Annotated in this window: 17 protein-coding genes and 1 tRNA gene; 11 read left to right on the top strand and 7 right to left on the bottom strand. The window is 63.3% G+C overall.

What is annotated here, in order from left to right:
* Window positions 1-249: 249 nt before the first annotated feature.
* Window positions 250-885 carry a class I SAM-dependent methyltransferase gene (locus V6K60_RS06095; RefSeq protein WP_332449623.1) on the bottom strand — a complete coding sequence of 212 codons (636 nt, stop codon included), beginning with the start codon at window positions 883-885 and terminating at the stop codon, window positions 250-252.
* A gap of 108 nt (window positions 886-993) precedes the next feature.
* On the opposite strand from V6K60_RS06095, the gene V6K60_RS06090 reads away from it, so the two are divergent.
* Both V6K60_RS06090 and V6K60_RS06085 read left to right on the top strand, forming a co-directional pair.
* The gene (locus V6K60_RS06090; RefSeq protein WP_332449622.1) at window positions 994-2,166 is read left to right on the top strand and encodes a hypothetical protein; all 1,173 of its coding nucleotides are present in this window, start codon (window positions 994-996) and stop codon (window positions 2,164-2,166) included.
* A gap of 66 nt (window positions 2,167-2,232) precedes the next feature.
* A complete protein-coding gene (locus tag V6K60_RS06085) occupies window positions 2,233-3,297 on the top strand; it encodes a hypothetical protein (RefSeq protein WP_332449621.1) in 1,065 nt (354 codons plus the stop codon).
* 13 nt (window positions 3,298-3,310) lie between these two features.
* On the opposite strand, the gene msrB is transcribed toward V6K60_RS06085, so the two are convergent.
* The gene (gene msrB, locus V6K60_RS06080; RefSeq protein WP_332449620.1) at window positions 3,311-3,796 is read right to left on the bottom strand and encodes a peptide-methionine (R)-S-oxide reductase MsrB; all 486 of its coding nucleotides are present in this window, start codon (window positions 3,794-3,796) and stop codon (window positions 3,311-3,313) included.
* Window positions 3,797-3,951: 155 nt separating this feature from the next.
* On the opposite strand from msrB, the gene V6K60_RS06075 reads away from it, so the two are divergent.
* The 3 genes from V6K60_RS06075 (at window position 3,952) to V6K60_RS06065 (ending at window position 6,030) form a co-directional block, all read left to right on the top strand.
* A complete protein-coding gene (locus tag V6K60_RS06075) occupies window positions 3,952-4,410 on the top strand; it encodes an FxLYD domain-containing protein (protein WP_332449619.1) in 459 nt (152 codons plus the stop codon).
* Between the two features lie 234 nt (window positions 4,411-4,644).
* Window positions 4,645-5,295: a type 1 glutamine amidotransferase family protein gene (locus V6K60_RS06070; RefSeq protein ID WP_332449618.1), complete on the top strand. Its 651-nt coding sequence runs from the start codon at window positions 4,645-4,647 to the stop codon at window positions 5,293-5,295.
* Between the two features lie 66 nt (window positions 5,296-5,361).
* Complete coding sequence (locus V6K60_RS06065) at window positions 5,362-6,030, top strand: flavodoxin family protein (RefSeq protein WP_332449617.1); 669 nt, start codon at window positions 5,362-5,364, stop codon at window positions 6,028-6,030.
* On the opposite strand, the gene V6K60_RS06060 is transcribed toward V6K60_RS06065, so the two are convergent.
* The gene (locus V6K60_RS06060; RefSeq protein WP_332449616.1) at window positions 6,027-9,524 is read right to left on the bottom strand and encodes a HEAT repeat domain-containing protein; all 3,498 of its coding nucleotides are present in this window, start codon (window positions 9,522-9,524) and stop codon (window positions 6,027-6,029) included. The genes V6K60_RS06065 and V6K60_RS06060 overlap by 4 nt on opposite strands.
* A gap of 217 nt (window positions 9,525-9,741) precedes the next feature.
* On the opposite strand from V6K60_RS06060, the gene V6K60_RS06055 reads away from it, so the two are divergent.
* On the top strand, window positions 9,742-10,794 hold the full coding sequence (locus V6K60_RS06055; RefSeq protein WP_332449615.1) for a hypothetical protein: 1,053 nt from the start codon (window positions 9,742-9,744) through the stop codon (window positions 10,792-10,794).
* On the opposite strand, the gene V6K60_RS06050 is transcribed toward V6K60_RS06055, so the two are convergent.
* The 4 genes from V6K60_RS06050 to V6K60_RS06035 all read right to left on the bottom strand — a co-directional run bounded on the left by V6K60_RS06050 (window position 10,781) and on the right by V6K60_RS06035 (window position 13,868).
* Window positions 10,781-11,950, bottom strand: coding sequence for a glycosyltransferase family 4 protein (locus V6K60_RS06050; RefSeq protein WP_332449614.1), 1,170 nt, complete (start codon window positions 11,948-11,950; stop codon window positions 10,781-10,783). The two genes, V6K60_RS06055 and V6K60_RS06050, sit on opposite strands and share 14 nt — an antisense overlap.
* A gap of 248 nt (window positions 11,951-12,198) precedes the next feature.
* Window positions 12,199-12,690, bottom strand: coding sequence for a Mut7-C RNAse domain-containing protein (locus V6K60_RS06045; RefSeq protein ID WP_332449613.1), 492 nt, complete (start codon window positions 12,688-12,690; stop codon window positions 12,199-12,201).
* A complete protein-coding gene (amrS, locus tag V6K60_RS06040) occupies window positions 12,671-13,684 on the bottom strand; it encodes an AmmeMemoRadiSam system radical SAM enzyme (protein ID WP_332449612.1) in 1,014 nt (337 codons plus the stop codon). Before amrS ends, V6K60_RS06045 begins: the two co-directional genes overlap by 20 nt.
* Window positions 13,685-13,715: 31 nt before the next feature.
* Complete coding sequence (locus V6K60_RS06035) at window positions 13,716-13,868, bottom strand: hypothetical protein (protein WP_332449624.1); 153 nt, start codon at window positions 13,866-13,868, stop codon at window positions 13,716-13,718.
* Window positions 13,869-13,908: 40 nt separating this feature from the next.
* Between V6K60_RS06035 and pyrH the strand changes: the two genes are divergently transcribed.
* The 5 genes from pyrH (at window position 13,909) to V6K60_RS06010 (ending at window position 19,179) form a co-directional block, all read left to right on the top strand.
* The gene (gene pyrH / locus V6K60_RS06030; RefSeq protein ID WP_332449611.1) at window positions 13,909-14,613 is read left to right on the top strand and encodes a UMP kinase; all 705 of its coding nucleotides are present in this window, start codon (window positions 13,909-13,911) and stop codon (window positions 14,611-14,613) included.
* Window positions 14,614-14,665: 52 nt separating this feature from the next.
* Window positions 14,666-14,740 (top strand) — tRNA-Pro (locus V6K60_RS06025).
* 6 nt (window positions 14,741-14,746) lie between these two features.
* Window positions 14,747-15,403: an endonuclease III gene (nth, locus tag V6K60_RS06020; protein WP_332449610.1), complete on the top strand. Its 657-nt coding sequence runs from the start codon at window positions 14,747-14,749 to the stop codon at window positions 15,401-15,403.
* Between the two features lie 648 nt (window positions 15,404-16,051).
* Window positions 16,052-16,381: a hypothetical protein gene (locus V6K60_RS06015; RefSeq protein WP_332449609.1), complete on the top strand. Its 330-nt coding sequence runs from the start codon at window positions 16,052-16,054 to the stop codon at window positions 16,379-16,381.
* A complete protein-coding gene (locus V6K60_RS06010; protein ID WP_332449608.1) occupies window positions 16,378-19,179 on the top strand; it encodes a hypothetical protein in 2,802 nt (933 codons plus the stop codon). Before V6K60_RS06015 ends, V6K60_RS06010 begins: the two co-directional genes overlap by 4 nt.
* The last annotated feature ends 534 nt before the right edge of the window (window positions 19,180-19,713 follow it).

Genomic DNA, 19,713 nt, shown 5'->3' with positions numbered 1-19,713 from the left:
CCCCCCCCCCCCCCCCCCCCCCCCCCCCCCCCCCCCCCCCCCCCCCCCCCCCCCCCCCCCCCCCCCCCCCCCCCCCCCCCCCCCCCCCCCCCCCCCCCCCCCCCCCCCCCCCGAGCCCCTCCCCCAATGGCGATATCCACCACGGTCCACTGCACGGTATCGCCTCGTCAGATCACCTTTTCGGGCTCTCGCAACGAATCTGCTCCTCAGTAACTCTATCTACGAATCACGCCTGCAGAACGCCATCCCTCACCGGAAACCCCCGACCTCTTTCTTGAACACCGCCTCGATCTCGGCCCGGGGGAGGTCGCGGCCCCTGACCCGCATCTGCCAGCGGTGCGTCCGGAGAAAGACCGGGTCGAGTGGTGCAAAGAGGTCTTCTGTCTCGTCTTCGGTGAAGTAGTGGGTGATGATGCCGTCGCCCCTCCGGAAGGTCTGCGGCTCCGTCTCGTCTCCCTTCCCGGCGCGCATGTCCTCGACGGAGAACCCCCGGAAGAAGGCCGCGCCCCCGGGCCTGAGCACCCGGCAGACCTCGGATACCGCGGCTCTCCGTCCCGGTTCAGGCAGGTGACCGATGATGTGGATCAGGAAGACCGCGTCGAACGTTCCCTTGCGGAACGGCAGGTGCCGGGCATCGGCGACGCCGGGCGAGATCGCCGCTGTGCCCGGGTGCCGCCGGGCGAGGGCGACGGCACGGGGGGAGATGTCGACCGCGGTCACGCGCGAGGACTGTCGGAGAAGGGCCGCAAGGGTCTTGCCGTTCCCGCAACCGACCTCAAGGACGGCGGCACCGGCCGGGAGGTCCGGGAGCGGCGGCGGCGCTCCGCCCCAGAGATTGCCCCGCCTCCGGTAGTCATCGTCCCAGGGGGATGCACCGCCAGTCATGGATCACAGGTCGGTGCCGCCGGGGAATAAGGGTTCGTGCGGTCGAAACCCGGAACGCCGGCTCCCGGGGAAGGTTTTTGTTCTGGAAGAAGTAGAATCATATTCATTGTGGACCTCCTGGACGCCGTTGCGATGATACTGGCCCTCGTGATCGTTACGAGCACCCTGTTCTTCCCCTCCCCGGCCGTTACCGGCCCGGGCACGCCCGACCCCGGGGAATCGCAGCCGGCGGCCGCGAGGAACCTCTCCGTTATCGTTGCCGGGGTTGATGAACGGCTCCAGGGCGGCCATCGCCTGTTCCTCACCCCCAGGTCCGTGCCGGGGGCGGCGACCGGGCCACTCGTCCCGGAAGAGAACCAGACCGCCCTGGAGGCCGAGAACAGCACCGTGATCGTCCCGGATTACGACGACGAGGAACTGGCCCGGCTGGTCGAAGAGAACGGTGTCTCGCTGATGCTGCTCTCCGTGCAGAACGCCTACGCCCTCTACGCCTGGGACGAGGTACCGGCAAGAGAGAGTGCTGCCGCGCTCCGTACGCTCGCAAAGAACCTTCTCAGGGAGTCAGCGCCGCTTGAGGTCTCAGACGACGGTAGCGAGCTGAAATCCTCGTTCACTCATGCTCTTGAATCATATGCAGCGGTCGGCGAGACACTGCAGGGGACTGCTCCCCTCAACAGGACAACCGTCGATGCAGCCCTCGAAGCGAACCGGCAGGGGTCGGAGCACCTCCGCGATGCGTTCGAGCGCCTGAAGAACCCGATGCTGGAGGCGCCGGAGGAGATCGCGGCCGCCGACCTCTCCCTTCCCCGTGCCGTCCCTGAAGACGCGCTGCCGCTCCTGCAACGCTACGTCTACGAAGACCGGACCGGTGCGAACGACATCTCCCTGATGCTGGAATCGGTGAGGAGCACCGGCGTGTATTATGTTCACGACAGGAGCAGGGAGACGGTTGTTGCGGAACCCGGGAGGACGTTCCTGCTGGTTCAGGTGAAAGCCACGAACCTGGGCCATAAAGGAGAGAGCAGGACGTATACGATACGGACCCCGGAGTTGCGTGCCTTCACGCTCCAGTATCGCGGGACGACCTATGCCCCGGTGACGCTCGTTCCCGGGACGTCGCTCGGGGAGCCGTACACTGCGACGAGGCTGGACCGGTACGGGGTGAAGACCGGATACATCGTCTTTGACGTTCCTGAAGCGCTCAATCTCGATGAATGCACCATCCGGGTGACCCTTGATGGCGGCGCCTCTCCGGTCTGGGCGCTAGGAAAGAGCCTCTGACCGGCTTCTTGCACCGCCCGACCTCCATCGCAACCAATATCCGTCCTGTGCGCGATACCCTTATCCGTGACGATGAGGAGGTCTCATGCGGCGGTCCTGCTGGCTGCCGGCTGCCTCGGGGTGATCCTCTCCGCCCTGCTCCTTTTTCCGGCAGTCTGCGCGATGATCTCTCCCGCTTTGCCGGCAGAGGGGGGGAACGCCTCCGTACCCGGGGGAGAGCCGGAGAACGGCACGTTCTTCCTCTCTGCGACGGACGACGAGCGACTGAAGTCGCTGGTCGCCGGCGCCAGCATCCCGCTCCTGGAACTCTCCGTGGCGCAGATACATGCGCTCCATACCCACGACGATGCGGCGCTCCGCGACCAGGCGGTCGAGATCGTCTCTTTTACAGAGAGCCTCCGTAGCGACGCCGCCGTCCTCGAGGTCTCCCCTGAAAACGAGTCCGCCCGCTCGCATTTCATTGCTGCGCTGGATGAATTCGCCGCAGCCGGCACCCTCCTCAGCCGGGGCATCCCCATGAACCGGAGCGTGACGGAAGATGCGCTGGATCGCCTTGCTCTCGGGACAGAACGTCTCACCGATGCCCTGGAAGCGTGCAATCGCCTTCCGGCAAACGGTTCGGAGTTCGTCCTGGATTCGCCGGTCTTCAACGCGGCGCCTGCTCCCGAGTTCCCTGACGCCAGGCAACTTGGTGAGCGGTTCCGTTACGATGATGCCCGCGGGGAGAACTCCGCCTCGCTGGTCGTCGAACGGGTGACGTGGTCGCGCACCTTCTGGACCAGCGGCACGAAACCCGTGCAGTATTCCGCAGGGCCCGGGATGTCCTACCTCCAGGTCGCTGTCCGGGCGACGCACCTCGGTCATAAAGGGAGCGGCGTCAACACCCGGATCCAGACCCCGGCGGAGAGCGCCTTCACTCTCCACTCCTCCGGAGCGACCTATCACCCGCTTGCAGCGCCCGGCCCGACGAACCAGGGTGGGTCATACTCCAGGGTTCTTCTCGGCCGGAATGAGGTCCTGGCGGGGTATCTCTTCTTCGAGGTGCCCGAGGACCTTGACCCGGCCGGTGCCTATATCAAGGTTACCATCGGTAAAGAGAGCCCGGTCTGGCGCCTCGGCGGAACGCCGTGACCGCCCCTCTCCACTATCCCTGCCGTTGCAGGTCCTCTCGCCGCACGAACCGGAGCGACGCCGAGTTCATGCAGTAGCGCTGGTAGGTCGGCGGCGGCCCGTCATCAAAGACGTGGCCCAGGTGAGCGTCGCACCGCCTGCAGAGCACCTCGGTTCGGCGCATGGAAAACTTGGTGTCGAGATCTGTACGTATATTCAGGTCCGATACGGGTTTTGTGAAACTCGGCCAGCCCGTCCCGGACTCGAACTTTGTCCCTGATGAGAAGAGGTGGTTGCCGCAACAGACACAGAGATACAGGCCGTTCTCCTTGCAGTCATGGTACTTCCCGGTGAAGGCCGGTTCTGTGCCCGCCTTCCGGGCAACGGAGAACTGTTGCGGCGTCAGCTGGCGTTGCCACTCCTCGTCGGATTTGACGACCATTTGAACCTCTTCCACCTCTCCTGTTATGGCGTTACAGACCTTCACGGTCCCGACTGTTTCTACGGCATCCCCACTCATCAGTACTCCTCCCGGCTTTGTGCGATTCCTTACCCGGAGAGGATATAACCGTTCCCCCGCCCTGGATCGCCGGGGCACACCGTGCTCCCGGATACCATTTTCCGGCCGGAATGCCCTTCCGAACCTGTTATATAGCCTCCGGTCAATGACCCATCATGCAGGGAGCGTCTCGGGGAACGAGTTGCCTGAGCATCCTGATCATCGCCTGCCTCATCGGCGCTGCTGCCGCGGCAGGCTGCACGGAGGTTCCCGGAGGACCGGAGGCGCCGACCTCCGAGGAGACTCCGACTGCCCGGATCACCTACTCGCCCGCCGGACCGCAGCCTTCGTTCTCGGCCACCGCCACCGCACCCGAGAGGCGTTTCCGTGCCGATACGTCCTGCTACTGGCTTGTGACGGGGACGGTGACCAACACCGGCGATGCTCCGGCGAGAAACGTCGTCATCCGGTTCATGCTCATCGACGATCAGAACGGCATGATCCGGTCGACCGAGACCCTCTTCGCCCCCCGGTTCCCGGCGGGCGAGACGAAGATCTTCACCACCAATCCGCTTTCCGGCGACTGCGACCGGCAGTACCACGCCGAGATCGATGTCACGTACGATATCCCGTGAGGGTGCAGGTGAGCGGATCAGAAGCCGGGCTCACGGACGGCTACATAAGAGAGTTTTCAAGGGAGTTCGTCAAGCCGCTTGCAGGGACGAGAATCTCAATACATTGAAAATTCACTGGTGTATTATAAAAAAAATCAAGAGGAGGAATATCCATGCTGAAAAAATCCCCGGGCGGGAGTTTGTGTCCATACTCTTAAGAGGCGGCGAATGAGAAACACAAAATGGAGGAAATTTATGGTTACCGTCTATGTTTACGTTCTTGATACGTTAGCCGACTGGGAACTGGGGCATGTTATTTCAGAGCTGAATTCGGGTCGATTTTTCAAAAAGGGCGAGCAACGTGTATCGCTCAAAACGGTTAGTTATTCTAAAGAGCCAATCAATACAATGGGCGGGATGACAATAGTGCCCAATTGCTTAATTGATGATATTGTTGTGAGTGAAACAAGCGTGTTGCTATTACCGGGCGCAAATACATGGAACGACCCAAAGCATGGCGCTATCATCGAAAAAGCAAGCGAACTCCTCTCTTTGGGCGCTACGGTGTGTGCAATCTGTGGGGCTACCGCTGCGCTTGCCAACTCCGGGCTATTGGACAAGCGTCCGCATACCAGTAATGGACCGGGATTTCTTGAAATGGTTTCTCCTGGTTATAAAGGGCAAAGTTTTTATATAGACAAGCCATCCGTAGCAGATAACAACCTTATTACCGCAAGTTCCACCGGAGCTTTGTTGTGGGCGAAACAAATTATCGAGCATTTAGGTGTTTTTGAATCAAACACACTGGAATCCTGGTATGAATATTTTAGTACCGGTGAGCCTGAACATTTCTTTGCCCTCATGCAAACTTTGCCATCTAGCAAAACCGATCCGCCTCTGTCATAAATAGAGCGGGGACATAGACCACATGGGATGCCTGACAAACAATCTTGAAATTCGTGAGGAGATAGGATGAAGATACTTGGGATCAACGCAAGTCCCCGCGCCTCAAGGAGCCAGACACTCCGGCTCGTTCAGGCCGTCCTCGACGGGGCAGAGAGCGCCGGAGCGGAGGTGGAACTCGTGGATGTCGCGAAGCTCCAGATCGAGTACTGCACCGGGTGCCAGGTCTGCTACGAGCGGGGAGAGTGCATCACTGAAGACGATTTTGCCGAGCTTTATCAGAAGATGCTTGAAAGCGACGGGATCGTCTTCGGGTCGCCCAACTACATCAACTCGGTAACCGCCCAGATGAAGACGATGCTCGACCGGATGGCGGACGCGATCCACTGCCAGGCCTTCATCGGGAAGTACGGGTGCGCCGTCTCCACGGCGGGCGGTTCGGGGGCGGACGAGGTTGTGGAATACCTGAACGGGGTCATGCAGACCCTGGGCGCGAACACCGTGGGCGGCATCGGCGTGGTCCTCGGGGGAGACCCGGAGACGATCGTGCCTGCGGAGGGGAGGGCCTACGAACTCGGGAAGCGACTCGCACAGGCCATCGAGACCAAAGAGACCTACCCGGAGCAGGAGAAGTTCCACGCCGAGATGCTCGAACGGATGCGGGCCCTGGTCACGGCGAACAAGGACCGCTGGCAGCACGAGTACGATTACTGGAAGGCGGCCGGGCGGATACCCTAGGAGACCGGCGTTTCGTCCCGGCGGATCTCATCGATGACCCGCTGGACCTCCGCCCGGGCCTCCGGCTGCACCTCAGCGGCTGCCAGGGAGAGTGCAGGAAGAACTGCCTCACCCATATCGACCAGGGCCCGTTCAGCCCGTTTTCTGACCGCGAGAGCGTCGTCCTGGAGCGCTTTGATGAGGGGGGCGACGGCCTCATCTCCCCCGATCCGGGCAATCACCCTGACGGCGTTTGCCCGCACCTCGATCGACGGGTCGGAGAGCGCCTCTGCAAGCACCGGCAGGGCGCCGGCACCGATCCGGTCCACCTCGGCCCACCGGTCGCGGGCCATGAGGTAGAGTGTCTCTTCTTCGCCGTTCTCCGGCTCCCAGCCCACTGCTTCCAGCGCTTCGGCAACCCCCGCCCTGCGCCTCTCGTCCCCGGACCGGAGCGCACCAACGAGGTGGCCCCGCGCCGTGCCCCCGGGATCTTTCAGGGCTTCGAGCGCGGCATGCCGAACCCGATCGTCTACGTCGCTCAAGGCCTGGATCAGCGGTTCGACGGCACGTTTATCCCCGATGTAGCCGAGAGACCGGGCAGCGGCGATCTGGACCGCATCGTCCCTGTCCCGCAGTGCCAGGACCAGCGATTCTATCGCCTGCTTGCTCCCCATGTAGCCCAGCGCCTCCGCCACGGTCGCCCGGACCTCGCCGTCGGGTTCCTGGTGCAGGGAGCCGATCAAGGCCTCGATGGCCCGTTTGTTCCCGATCTTACCCAGGTTCCGGGAGGCAACGAGCCGGACGAACCGGTCGGGATCGCGTAAGGCGTCGATGAGCGGCTCGACGGCGGTCTCACGCATCTCCCCGAGGAGACTGGCGGCAGCGGTCTGCACCTCCGGGTTTTCGTCCCTGAGTGCGCGGATGAGGCCGTCCACGGCGGGGCGCCCCATCATGATGAGGCGTGTTGCGGCGCCGAGTTGCGCGTTCCAGTCTTTATCCTTGAGCGCCACGACGAGGGTATCGATCTCCTGCGGGCCGGACTGCTCAAACGACTTCTTATCCTCCAGCCGGACGGTCCTCTTCTTCTTCGGTGCGCTCTCTTCCTCCTGGACCTGGCTGCCGAGCGTCCTCCGCCAGACGTCTATCACCTGCCGTTTCCTGAGGGCGGCCTCTGCTTTTGCCCTCACTTCTTCGTCCTCGTCGTTGAGGGCATAGGTCAGCGCTTCGCCTGCCCGTTTATCCGGGATCTCCCAGAGGCCGTCGATCGCCGCAAGGCGCATCTCCTTTCTCCCTTTCCTCAGCACCAGGAAGAGCGGCTCAACCGCCGGGGAGCCGAAGTCCGCGAGGGCCCGGGCAACGCTCCACCGGACTTCCGGCGCCGCATCTCCCAGGTGCTCGATGAGGACCGGGATCGATTCGGTTGCGCCGATGAGCCCTATTGCCCTGGCTGCCGTAACCCGGACGGACGGCACCGGATCGTCCAGCGCCTCTTGAAGTGGCTCGAGCGCGTCGCGCCCGAAGGTGGTGACGGCATCTGATGCCGCGACCCGGACACCGTGATACCTGTCGCTGAAGAGACGTATCAGCGGCTGAATCGAGCGGCGGTCGCCGATCTCTCCGAGTGCCCGGGCAGCGGCGATCCGCACATCTTCTCTTTCATCGTTGCAGACCAGGACCAGCGGTTCGACGGCAGCCCGATCCCCGATCTCGCCGAGTCCCTCCGCGGCGGCGATACGGACCGCATAGTGAGGGTCGTTGAGCGCCTGGATGAGATACCCGACCGCCTCCTTTCCCATGGCCTGCAGCGCGGCAACCGCTGCCGCCCTGATCTCTTCGTCGCTGCTCCTGAGCGCTTCAAGGCACTGCTCCAGTGCTGTCTTCTCCGGGACAGGCTCAGCGTCCTCGGGTTCCGGCATCTCCCGGGGGATCTCCGGGATCTCAAGTTCCGGGACCTCCTGCTCTGTGGGCTCATCGGGCTTGAGTTCCTCTGGCAGTTCCCGGGCGACTTCCGCCTCGATACCGGCGATCGCCTCCTCGAACTCGAGCGGGATGAGTTGATCGAGCGGGATCGGATCTAACGGGGCCAGCGTCTCTGTCTTGAGCCGGGCCTTGACCTGTGCCCACGCCGTCTCCGCCTGCCGGCTCTCCTTGAGGAGGTCGTTCAGGCTTACGGCTTTTTCGGGAGCTGCCTGCTCTGCGGGCTTTGCAGGGCTCTCGGGAGCGGTCCCCGCCTCTTTTTTAGGTGGTGGTGAGGGCTTCCGGGCCTGCTCCTTCTGGGCGAAATTCGGCCGCCCAAATTGCTTCTCGAACCGCCTCTGGCTGGCAAGCCCCTCTTTGAGTTCCTTTTCGTACCGTGCGGGGTCTTCCTGTGCGGGCTGTTTCCGGGCTATCTCTTCCTGGCAGCGCCGGATATACTCGAGGGCGTCCCGTGCCCGCTGTTGCCGCGCGGGGTTCTTCGATGAAGCTTCCACGCTCAGGGCACTGAGTGCAGGCTGTCCCAGCTGCCGCAGCGCTTCACTCGCACCGATCCGGACACCCGAATACTCCACCGCGAGGGCCCGGATGAGCGACGGGATGGCCACCCTCCCCAACCGGATGACCTGGCTCCACTGCTCGCCTGCAATCAGGTGGTCGGCCCTCGCGAGGTCGCTATGCGGGATCCATCCCAATCGATCGAGTGCCCAGGCCGCCTCCATCCGGACTGGAGGGTTGGGGTCGTTGAGCGCTTCGACGAGCGGGGGTTTTGCCCGGTCGTCGCCCATCTTCCCGAGCGCCTCGGCCGCACGCATGCGCACGTCCATCTGCGGGTCCTTCACCGCCTTGATGAGCGCCGGAACGGCCCGACCATCACGGATCTTCCCGAGTGTCTGTGCCGCCTCGCTCCGGACCCGGGGGTCTTCGCTCGCCAGGGCTTTGAGGAGGGTCGGGACGGCCGCTCCCTGGAGTTTGGCAAGTTCCGTCCAGTCTTCCCGGAGGTAGTAAAACCATACCTTCTCCGCGGGGTCCTCGGGCGCCCACCCCAGCGCAGCAAGCGCATCCGCGGCCTCTCTCCGGACCGGATGGTTGTCGTCATGGAGCAGTCCCGAGAGGGATGGGACCACCTTCTTCCCTGCTTTCCGGAGAGCAATCACGGCGGCACGCCGGATCGCCGGCTGTTCGTGGCGCAGCGCGGGCAGGAGCGCCTCAACCATACCGTCACCCGCTCCCGCGATCGCCGTGGCGATGGATGCCTGCAGGGCGGGGCTCGCCCTGAGGAGCAGGGCAAGGAGCAGGGGGATGGAAGAGGCGCCGGTCGAAGCAAGGGCTTCCGTCATCCGGGCGCGTGATGCGGTCCCGGCTCGTTCCAGCGCTCTCTCTAGATCCGGGATGGCCGGGACCCCGAGGGTCGCGAGCGCCCGCGCTGCATCGGCGCGGTTCCCGGGGTCGGTACCGTCCAGGGCCGCGGCCAGGCCCGGATAATCTTTCTCCTGCCGTAGCCTCTCGACGTTTGTCCGGAACCTGTCTATGAATGCCATCGTCCCTTAATCCGTAAAATACACCAGAGTGCCCGGTCCAGGCAGATCTCTAGGTTCAGATTATGTTTTCTATCCGGGGTCAATAAGCCTTCCATTCCATGCCCGGGACGCGGCTGCAGTTGTGATCCGTACCGATCAGGCTGTTTTGCGGTTCTTTTTGAGTCCGTTCCGGCCGATGCGAATCTTTATTGGTGCGTGATCGGTATACGAAGACCCCATGGTCAAACTTGAGATCACCCGACTGCCGGGCATTGTGCAAGAACTCGCGCCGGACCTGGTTGAGATCGTCTCCCGGATCTACTCCTGGTATGTCGAGCCCGGGCACCTGGTCTTCCCTGACTCGATGAGAGCGTGGGTGCGGGGGAAGTACGGTGATATCGGGGCGCAACAGATCGTCAGGGTGACCAACAACCAGACCGGCGAGAGCACGCTCTTCAACTCTGTCCGGGCGCGCCGCCCGGTGCTGACGCCCCGTGCCGAGGAGACGCGGGACCTGCAGGCGCTTGCGAGGGAGGGGCCGTTCTCAAATCCTCTCGAAGAGACGCCAGCCGACACCTTCGGGAGGATCGACGGTGATCACTGGGTTACGGCAAGCAACATCGCCAAGTACGATTACCTTCATGCCCTCATCATCGCGAAGGAGAGCACCCCCTACGTCACCGCAGAGCCGCAGATAGCCGATATGATCAGCGTGGCCATCCGGTGGTGCCAGGATGCGCATCGCACAGCCCCTCAGGCGGTCTACCCCTTTCTCATCTGGAACTGCCTCTGGCGTGCGGGGGCGAGCGTCGTCCACAACCATGCCCAGATCCTGCTCACCCACCGCCCGTATGCCGCTCCGGCACGGATCGAGCGGGTCCGGGAGGAGTACCGGTGCCGTTACGGGAGTGACTACTATGACGACCTCTTTTTAGCGCATACCGCCCTCGGTCTCGGTCTCGTCTACAAAAACGCCCGGGTCATGGCGCACCTCACCCCGAGGAAGGAGCACGAGGTCGCGATCACCGCGGAGTCATCGCACGATCTCGCCCCCGCCCTTTCCAGGGTGCTCGAGTGCTACCGGAAGATCGGGGTGCAGAGTTACAATGCAGCGGTGTACATGCCGCCGCTCGACGAACCGGGCCGTTATGTCGCATGGGTGGTTGATCGGGGCGACCTTCACTCCCGGACATCGGATATCGGAGGGATGGAACTCTACGCGGGGACTCCCGTCGTCTCGTCGGACCCGTTCCGCCTGATGGAGCACCTTACCGCCGTCATGCTGCCGTGAGCCGGCGGGGAGTTCTATCCTGGTCCCCGAGTTTCCGGTACGACGCCTCCATCCGCTCTGCAACGTGGCTCCACTGAAACTCTTTCTTCACCTTCGTAAGTCCCTCCCGGCCCATGGAGAGCGACTTCTCGGGGGAGGCCACCACCTGAGCGAGTCCTTCTGCGATCGAGTCCGGGCGCGGCCGCACCTTGACCCCGTCGGTCCCGTGCTCGATGTTCTCGGAGAGCCCGCCGACGTCGGACGCGACCACGCACCGGCCGGCGCTCCACGCCTCGAGGAGCACAAGGCCGAACGGTTCGTTCCTGCTCGGGATGGCGACGATCTCGCTTGCGTTGAGGAGCGCGACGTAGTCCGGGTCGGCCAGTCGCCCGAGAAAACGGATGGGAAGCGACCCGGCCCGGGTCTCGAGGCCCCGGCGCATCTGCCCGTCCCCGATGAAGGCAAACTGGCCGTTCGCGTGCTCCCGGAGGAGGTGGGGAGCTGCATCCACCAGCATATCGGGCCCTTTCTGCCAGGCAAGCCTGCCGACAAAGAGTATCAGCGGGGAGTCAGGGTCAAAGCCGTAGCGCCGTTTCACTGCCTCCGGATCGACGTCCGCCTGATAGTGGCCGGGGACGATACCATTCTGGATGACATCGATCTTCCAGTCCGGGATGTCGTAGAGGGTCATGGCCTCCCGGCGGAGGGTCGAAGAGACTGCGGTTATGCGTTTTGCAATCGATGCGCCGCAACGCTCAATCCCTGATATCTCCGGGAACGGCCACCTGTTGCTGGGGGTGTTCCCGTTCCTGCCGAACTCCGTCGAGTGGTAGGTGAAGATGGTCTCTCGGTCCTGGAGCCGGCGGAGCGCATCGACCACGTGCCAGTCGTGGAAGTGCAGGAGGTCGAACGACGGTGTATCGAACTCGTCGAACCGGTCGATCATCCTTCTACTCATATCGGAACAGTACCGGACGATGTCCTCGCCTGATGGCCGGCAGTAGTGGTAGTGGACCCCGTTAACTTCGGTATCTCTCCCCTCTCCCCGGGTAAAAAAGTGCACCTCGTGGTGCCGTGCCAGCATCTCGGCAAGGTTTGTCGCTGCATTCGCGAGCCCGCCGACCCGTTCGGCATACAATGATTCCCAGCAGAAAAACGCTATCTTCAAGTGTTCCATGGAATTTCCTCATCACATCGCCCGGGCTTCGCGCATGAGGCCCGGACTTCTCGACCCGAGATCGTCACATCCTCTCCCACGCCGGACAGCCGGCGTATTCGCAGGGGTCCCGGCGGGTAAAAGATCGGACCGGTCCTGCAGTTGCCGCACTGCATACCCCATAAACATTGATATATCTTTGGATCTTCCAGAACTCTCTGATAAAAGGGGATACACGCTCCTGTCGGGGAATACGGCCGGCGCCCGGGTCAGGGGGAGCGGGACTTTTTCAGGCGCTGCTCAAGGCGGGTGCCGTGCGACCCCATCCAGTAGAGTTTCCGGCAGACGGGACACCATGAGAACTCCCTTCCCCGGACTGACCGCGGGGCGTAGGGTGTCTCACGGACCTCCCGGACGGTGGCGGGCCGGAGACGCGTGTTGCAGAGCGAGCAGCGGCTCATACGGATCTCGGGCTCGATCAGCTCGAGGTCGGCCATCTGCCGGATCTGGTCCATGATCCCTTCGGACGCTATGTAGACCGCCTGTGCCTCGCCCCGCCGTGCGAGCTCCCGGTCCCGGGTCAGGAGGAGCCGGCCGTCCCGGGCGGCGATCGCGAGGAGGAGGGTATCTTCCCGGGTGCTCCCCGGGGTAAGGCTGTTTGCGCTCATCGTGTCGTAGCCCATGAACCGGAGGTAGCGGGTGAGCGTCCCGAGCATCCGGTCGGTGAGGAACCGTCGTGGTTCACCGGATCTCTGAGACATACTCGATACGCCCGCCGCATGCCGTGCAGGTATGGTCGTCGAGTCCCACGATCCTGACCGCGTAGCCCGACCGCTCGATGACGAGGCTGCCGCAGGCGGGGCAGTAGGTGTTCTCGTAGGGGTGGCCGCCGACGTTGCCGAGGTAGGGGTAGTGGAGCCCGAGATCTTTTGCCCGCTCGTAGATCTTCTCAAGCGTCCTGATCCCGGTCGGTCGCGCCTCCCGCATCTTGTAGTCGGGGTGAAACCGGGTGAAGTGCATCGGGGTGTCGGGCCCGAGTGTATCGAGCACCCACTCTATGAGCGTCTCCATCTCTTCCATCGAGTCGTTCTGCCCCGGGATGACCAGCGTGACCGTCTCGACGTGCATCCCGAGCTCCTTTGCAAGCGCCGTCGCGTCGAGGACCGGCTGCAGCCGCCCCCCGCAGACCTTCCGGTAAAAGGTGTCGGAGAACGATTTGATGTCGACGCGGAAGGCGGTGAGCATGCCCGCGAGTTCGCGGAGCCCCTCTTCCGTGATGTAGCCGTTCGTGACGTAGACGGTCCCGAGGTTCTTCTTACGCGCAAGCGTCCCCATCGCGAGCGGGTACTCGTGCCAGATGGTGGGTTCGTTGTAGGTCCAGGCGATGCTGGCAGAGCCCGACCGGATCGCCCGTTCCACGCCCTGCTCCGGGGTGAGGTCGCGGAGCGCCTCCATCTCCAGCGTCTGCTGGGAGATGTGCCAGTTCTGGCAGTGCTCGCAGTGGAAGTTGCACCCGATGGTCCCGAGCGAGTATGAGCGCGTCCCGGGCAGGAAGTGGTAGAGCGGCTTCTTCTCGATGGGGTCGACCGCTTCGGCGATGACTTTGCCGAAGGTGGCGGCGTAGAGCGTCCCGCCGCGGTTGATGCGAACGCCGCAGACCCCCTGTTTGCCCTCGCCTATGGTGCAGCGGTGAGCGCAGAGCGAGCAGCGGACGGTGGCATCCTCCAGTCTCTGGTAGAGTCGCGCTTCGTGCATACGATCACCGCGTGAGAGAAGCGGATATATATCACTGTGGTCGGTCATCGGGTTCTTCGTCGTACTCGATGACCAGCGCTCCGCGGTATCCGCAACGCTTGCAGTGATAGATACAGCCGGTATAGCCGCCGGTGACCGCCCATATCTCCGTGGAACCGCATTCCGGGCAGTGCAGCATCTTCACAACAGGTATATGAGTAAATCAGGGATAATAATAGGGTGGGATGAAGAAGATCGTAGTATCTCTGGGCGGCTCGGTTCTGGTTCCTTCGCTTGAATCGAACAATATCGGTCGATATGTGTCTGTTTTGAAAAAGATGGCCGAAGTGTGCCAGATTTTCATCGTCGTCGGCGGCGGCGGCGAGGCGCGCCGGTATATCCGGGTTGCCCGCGACCTCGGCGCGGGCGAGGCGGCGGCGGACGAACTCGGCATCCTGGTGACCCGGCTGAACGCGCGCCTCCTCGTGACCGGGCTCGGGGATGCGGCCTACCCGCGCGTTGCCGAGAACTACACGGAGGCGCGGGAGTTCGCCGGGACCGGGAAGATCGTCGTCATGGGCGGCATCACCCCCGCGCAGACGACGGATGCGGTCTCCGCGGTCCTCGCCGAGAGCGTCGGCGCCGATCTCCTCATCAACGCCACGTCGGTCGACGGTATCTACAGCGCCGACCCGAAGAAAGACGCCGGCGCGGTGCGCCATGAGCGCCTCACGCCGCAGGAACTCCTCGATATCATCACGGGAGCGAGGATGAGTGCGGGTGCCAATACGGTCCTCGACATCGTGGCGGGCAAGGTCATCGAGCGGTCCGGGATCCCGCTCCTGGTGCTTGACGGCCGCGACCCGGAGAACCTCTACCGGGCGATCGTCGAGGGAACGTTTGTCGGCACCATCGTGAGCGATACGTCCGCAGTCCCCCTGCCCGCCTGAACACCCCCTATCGGTAACTATTTTTGTCTGTCTCGCTAACGTATGGTGGTACGGGGCAGTAGGGTAGCCTGGTCCATCCTAGAGCGTTTGGGACGCTTTGACGGCAGTTCGAATCTGCCCTGCCCCATCAGTTATGAACCGTGAGACCGCCTGCGAGGTGTATCGCCGTCTTCTTGTCGAGTATCCCGTTGTCGACGGCAGGCGCCATTTCCTCGACTTTCATAACCCTTTTGAGACGCTGATCCTCACGATCCTCTCCGCGCAGACGACCGACCGCGCCGTCAACGCCGTCCGCGACGCCCTCTTCTCCCGCTACCCGACGCCGGAGGCCCTGGCCCGCGCGGAGCCCGAGGAGGTGGAGCCGATCATCAGGACGATCGGGTTTCACCACACGAAGGCCCGCCACATCGTCGGGGCGGCGAGGAAGGTCGTCGACGAGTTCGGCGGCGAGGTCCCGCGGACGATGGAGGAGCTCCGGACGCTCCCTGGTGTCGGGAGGAAGACCGCGAACATCATCCTCTCCCAGGCGTTCGATATCAACGTCGGGATCGCCGTCGATACCCATGTCCGCCGGGTCTCGAAGCGCCTGGGATTTACGGACAGCACGAACCCCGATATCATCGAACGCGACCTCGTCGCCCTCCTCCCGGAGGAGGTCTGGGGGGACATCAACTACCTCCTGATCCGCCACGGCCGGGCCGTCTGCACGGCGCAGAACCCGAAGCACGACCGGTGCGTCGTCGCGGACCTCTGCCGGTATTATCGGGAACTGCGTGCCGGGGAGGAATGAGGGGGAAGGCGCCGGGTCTTCCCGCGGATGGGAATTCTTATTGGTATAGCGGCTAGCGTAGTATCCGATAAGCCCCGGCGTGTTTGCCAATTGACTATCACGAGGTGCAGCACGAGTTTGTCGAGACGAACCGGGGACCCCGGGTACTGAAGGGATTCTCACTCACACTTCGCGCGGTTCTTGCTCATATCATCTCATCCCCATCTATTTTTATGCGAGAGGCGCCGGCGACCAATGTCAAAACTACGGCATCTCAGCAGAGGAGAGCGGCAAGAGACCGCCCAGGAACTACCTGACCATGTCCCGGACCCGATAGCAAAACTCGTCCGGGAGAAGGTGTTGAGGATAAAGTCAGATTGATAGCATTACACGGTGAGGAAACAGAATGCACAGCATAGATAGGAAAGATGGCAGCCCCCATGATGAAGCGTGCGCCAACATCGATTCACACGGGACTGCCAACAGCTCTTCTCCGCCCGGAGTGATAAGACCATCTCCTGAGGAAGAACGCGCCAGTACTGTCCCGCTCTTCCTCGTCCCGCGGGCGGTGGCGGATGTAATCCGGCGCCACGGGAGAGCCGTCCGCGAGATCAACGTCCGACGGACCCGGAACCACCAGTATTCAATAAATGTTGAGCGGGGGCGGCCATGACCCCGGAAGCGGGTACCCTCAGCCACGGTGTGAACGGAGCGCTCCGGATCGCCGTCGAGGCCGAGCGCTACCGGATCGAGGCAGATGACCTGAAGAGCCTCCTCTTCTACGGCCGGGTGATCCCGATCGTCGAGGACCGCTCGCAGGCCCCCGCCGCGGGAGTCACTATCGAAGGGCACGCGGCGATGAACGCCTCCGGCAAGGCGGTGATGCTGCATACCCGCGCCGGGTCCTACATCATCCCGCTCATCAGTTTCCAGCGGGTCGCCCGCGGGGAGGCCATCTCCGCTCCCCTCTTCCCCCTGGTCCCCGGGGTGACAGCATGATCGAGGGGATCAGAAGCGCGGTGAAGATCCTCGCCCCCGGCGGTGGCGTGGTCGAGGTCCGGGCGCTCGCCGACGGCGTCACCCACTCTGGCTACTTCGACGATTACGAGCGCCTCGCCCGGGCCGTCGAGGCCCTCGACGCCGATCCCTCGGTCGCCGGGATATACGTCACCTTAAACACCCCGACCCCCGCCCTCCTCGCCCGCCGGGCAAACCGGATCAAGATGCGGCTCTCGCGGAAGGATGCGACGACCGCCGATGCCGACATCATCCGCCGGCGCTGGTTCCCAATCGACATCGACCCGGTGCGGCCGAGCGGGGTCTCGTCGACGGATGAAGAGCACGATGCGGCGCTCGCCGCCGCGGAGCGGATCGCGGCGTATCTCGCCGAGCAGGGCTTTCCCGCACCCCTCCGGGCGGATTCGGGCAATGGCGCCCACCTCCTCTACCGGGTGGACCTTCCAAACAATGAGGCGGCAACCGCGCTCGTGAAGGGAGCGCTTGCCACCCTCGACGCCCTCTTCTCAAACGAGGCCGTCACCGTCGATACCGCGAACCACAACGCCGCCCGGATCTGGAAACTCTACGGGACGCTCTCAAGGAAGGGCGACAACACGCCGGAGCGCCCCCACCGGCGGGCGAAGGTCCTCAACGCTCCAGAGGAGATCCATGTGGTTCCGCTCGATCGGCTCCGGCACCTCGCCGGGCTCCTCCCCCGGGAAGAACCATCACAGCCGAAGAAGGGTTCCCGGAGGATCGACCTCGCCGCCTGGCTCACGGAGCACGGCATCGCCGTCCGGAGTACACGACCTTACCAGGGCGGCACCCTCTACGTCCTCGCGGAGTGCCCGTTCTCGCCGGCACATAAGGACGGGGCTTTTGCCATCCAGTTTTCAAACGGCGCCATCTTTGCCGGCTGCCACCACGCAAGTTGCGGCGGAGGGGCGCAGCGGTGGCCGGAACTCCGGGGGATGTACGAGCAGAAGCGGACGCCAGAGGAGAAGGAGGCGGCACCCGCTCCTTCCCCTGCTCCGGCACCGGTGGATGATGAGCACCGCCGCCGGGCAAGAGAGATCCTTCAGACCGGCGACCCGCTCGCGTTCCTCCTCGACACCTTCAACAAGAGCCATGTCGGCGACCGGACCGTCGCGGAATGTCTCGTGATGTCTCTTGCGTCCCAATCGGTCGAGAACACGAACGGCCTTCATGTCGCCATCTCCGGCAACTCCGGGAAGGGGAAGAGCCACGCCTGCACCACCATGCTCCAGCAGGTTCCGGAGGAGTACCGCCTCGCCGGCACGGTCTCGGACAAGGCTCTCTACTACAACGGCAGCCTGCAACCCGGAACCGTCTTCCTCTTTGATGATGTCTCCCTCTCCGATGACCTGCAGGAAGTTCTCAAGGCCGCAACCGCGAACTTCCGGGTGAGCATCCAGCACCAGACGGTGACCACCGACCGGAAGCTCCAGATCTGCCGCATCCCGGAGCGGTGCGTCTGGTGGCTCGCGAAGGTCGAGGATGCCGGGGACGACCAGGTGGCGAACCGGATGCTCACGGTCTGGATCGACGACTCCCTCGAACAGGACGAGCGGGTGCTCCGGTACATGAAGGAGCGGGAGACAAGAGAGGACCATAGCGACGGCGAGGACCCCGATCTCGTGATCTGCCGGGAGATCTGGCAGACCCTCAAAGCGGAACGCCTCCATATCTCCATTCCCTATGCCCGGAGCGTGCAGTTCTCCGCGACCACGAACCGTCGCAACCCGGGTATCCTCTTTGACCTGGTCAAGGCCTCCGCCCTCATCCACCGCTTCCAGAGAGAGGCGTATGATGGAGGCATCAGGGCAAACCTGGACGACTTCACAGCGGCGGCCCGGGTCTACGCAGCGATCAACGGCGAGACCGGGGGGCAGGAGACGAAGACGACGAAGAACGAGGCCGCAGCGCTCGCGACGGTGGCAACGATGGGCTGGGAGCAGTTCACGATCAAGATGCTCCAGGAGGGGCTCGGGCTCTCGTACCACCAGACCTACCGTATCCTCCACGGCTATACGAGCCGGGGGACGGCCTACTCCGGTCTCCTTGAGAAGTGCCCGGCGGTCAGTTTCTTCGATACGATGGTCACCGAGGATGTGGAAGGATACGCGATGCGGCGGCGGGAGCACCTCTTCTCCTTCGACTGCGCTGTCTACCGGCGCTGGGCCCATGGCGGCGGGGTCTGGCTGGATGGGGACCGGGATGGTGGTCCCGATAACCCGGGGGGGCCACCAGACTTGAGCGGGAGCACTGGAGGTTGCGACATTGCAGCAGGTTTACCGCAGGATTCCAGCACCGGGTGCAACGATCAAGCGGCTCAAAACGACGTTGAATTGGCCGATCTTTGTACCGGTAGAGAGAGGCGTCTCCCTATCAGTACTGAAGTACAGCAGAACATACCCACAGTCCCCGGTACTGGTTCCAGGGTGAGTGAGTCTGCGGGTGCGTGTGAAACCCACAATGCCGGAACCGATCCCGGGATACTGGTGTCACGGGGCGGAAACCTCGATCAGACCCCATTCAGTCGCCCTCCGACTGGCATCGCCGGCTGTAATACGCTGAAAAGAGATGTAAGGCGAGGGCCCATGCCGCAAGAGCCCCTATCGGGGGTCCTCGATCACCGGGAGTTTCTCCGGGTGAAGGTCGAGCTCGGCCGGTGCGATCTCTGCAGGACGGGGAAGGCGGCCTACCGCTCGCGGGAGGCGCGGACGAGCCTCTGCGAGGTGCGACGGTTCGCAGAACCGGAGCATGAGCACCGTTAGGTGCGAGGGGTGTTACGCCCGGCTGGTGCGGGAGGGAAACGCGAGGGAGGGAGTGCGGTGAGGGACGGGCCGAAGGGCCGGAGTTCGAGCATCGAAGGTACGAGCAACAAAGGTACGAGCAACGACTTCCCCAATGGGGAGGGAGTCTGAGCGCCACTAGATGGCGTGCATCACCGCAGGGACTTTTGAGACATATCTCTCTATTTCCTGATCCTCCTCGTTTAGCAGGGCTGTAAGAACCGAAATCATAATCCCATCCCGCAAACAAAGGAACCTTCAGCAGAAGAATAGCACTACCGTTGTTCTGCCGTTTATCCTGGAGAAGACACGGTAGTTTCGGCCTTTATCCGATCAGACGTGCAGAAGAACGTGCAACCGGAGAGATGTTTCGCCATGCTGCAAAGGGAAGATATCGGGAGAGATGCGCTCGGCCGGTTCGTGCGCATCACTGTGAACGCGCTGCCGGGTTACACCAGGCCTGCCGACCGACGGTGAAGTGATGGGGCGTCATACATGAGAGAAGCACATGATGTT

The sequence above is a fragment of the Methanoculleus sp. genome, assembly GCF_036677455.1.
GTDB lineage: Archaea > Halobacteriota > Methanomicrobia > Methanomicrobiales > Methanoculleaceae > Methanoculleus.
Note: the sequence above shows the minus strand (reverse complement) of the source record. Positions and strands in the feature narration are given on the sequence as shown.

Coding starts and splice junctions, on each gene's coding strand:
- V6K60_RS06095 (WP_332449623.1), bottom strand. CDS start 885: ATGACTGGCGGTGCATCCCCCTGGGACGATGACTACCGGAGGCGGGGC.
- msrB (WP_332449620.1), bottom strand. CDS start 3,796: ATGAGTGGGGATGCCGTAGAAACAGTCGGGACCGTGAAGGTCTGTAAC.
- V6K60_RS06075 (WP_332449619.1), top strand. CDS start 3,952: ATGCAGGGAGCGTCTCGGGGAACGAGTTGCCTGAGCATCCTGATCATC.
- V6K60_RS06070 (WP_332449618.1), top strand. CDS start 4,645: ATGGTTACCGTCTATGTTTACGTTCTTGATACGTTAGCCGACTGGGAA.
- V6K60_RS06065 (WP_332449617.1), top strand. CDS start 5,362: ATGAAGATACTTGGGATCAACGCAAGTCCCCGCGCCTCAAGGAGCCAG.
- V6K60_RS06060 (WP_332449616.1), bottom strand. CDS start 9,524: ATGGCATTCATAGACAGGTTCCGGACAAACGTCGAGAGGCTACGGCAG.
- V6K60_RS06055 (WP_332449615.1), top strand. CDS start 9,742: ATGGTCAAACTTGAGATCACCCGACTGCCGGGCATTGTGCAAGAACTC.
- V6K60_RS06050 (WP_332449614.1), bottom strand. CDS start 11,950: ATGGAACACTTGAAGATAGCGTTTTTCTGCTGGGAATCATTGTATGCC.
- V6K60_RS06045 (WP_332449613.1), bottom strand. CDS start 12,690: ATGTCTCAGAGATCCGGTGAACCACGACGGTTCCTCACCGACCGGATG.
- amrS (WP_332449612.1), bottom strand. CDS start 13,684: ATGCACGAAGCGCGACTCTACCAGAGACTGGAGGATGCCACCGTCCGC.
- pyrH (WP_332449611.1), top strand. CDS start 13,909: ATGAAGAAGATCGTAGTATCTCTGGGCGGCTCGGTTCTGGTTCCTTCG.
- nth (WP_332449610.1), top strand. CDS start 14,747: ATGAACCGTGAGACCGCCTGCGAGGTGTATCGCCGTCTTCTTGTCGAG.
- V6K60_RS06015 (WP_332449609.1), top strand. CDS start 16,052: ATGACCCCGGAAGCGGGTACCCTCAGCCACGGTGTGAACGGAGCGCTC.
- V6K60_RS06010 (WP_332449608.1), top strand. CDS start 16,378: ATGATCGAGGGGATCAGAAGCGCGGTGAAGATCCTCGCCCCCGGCGGT.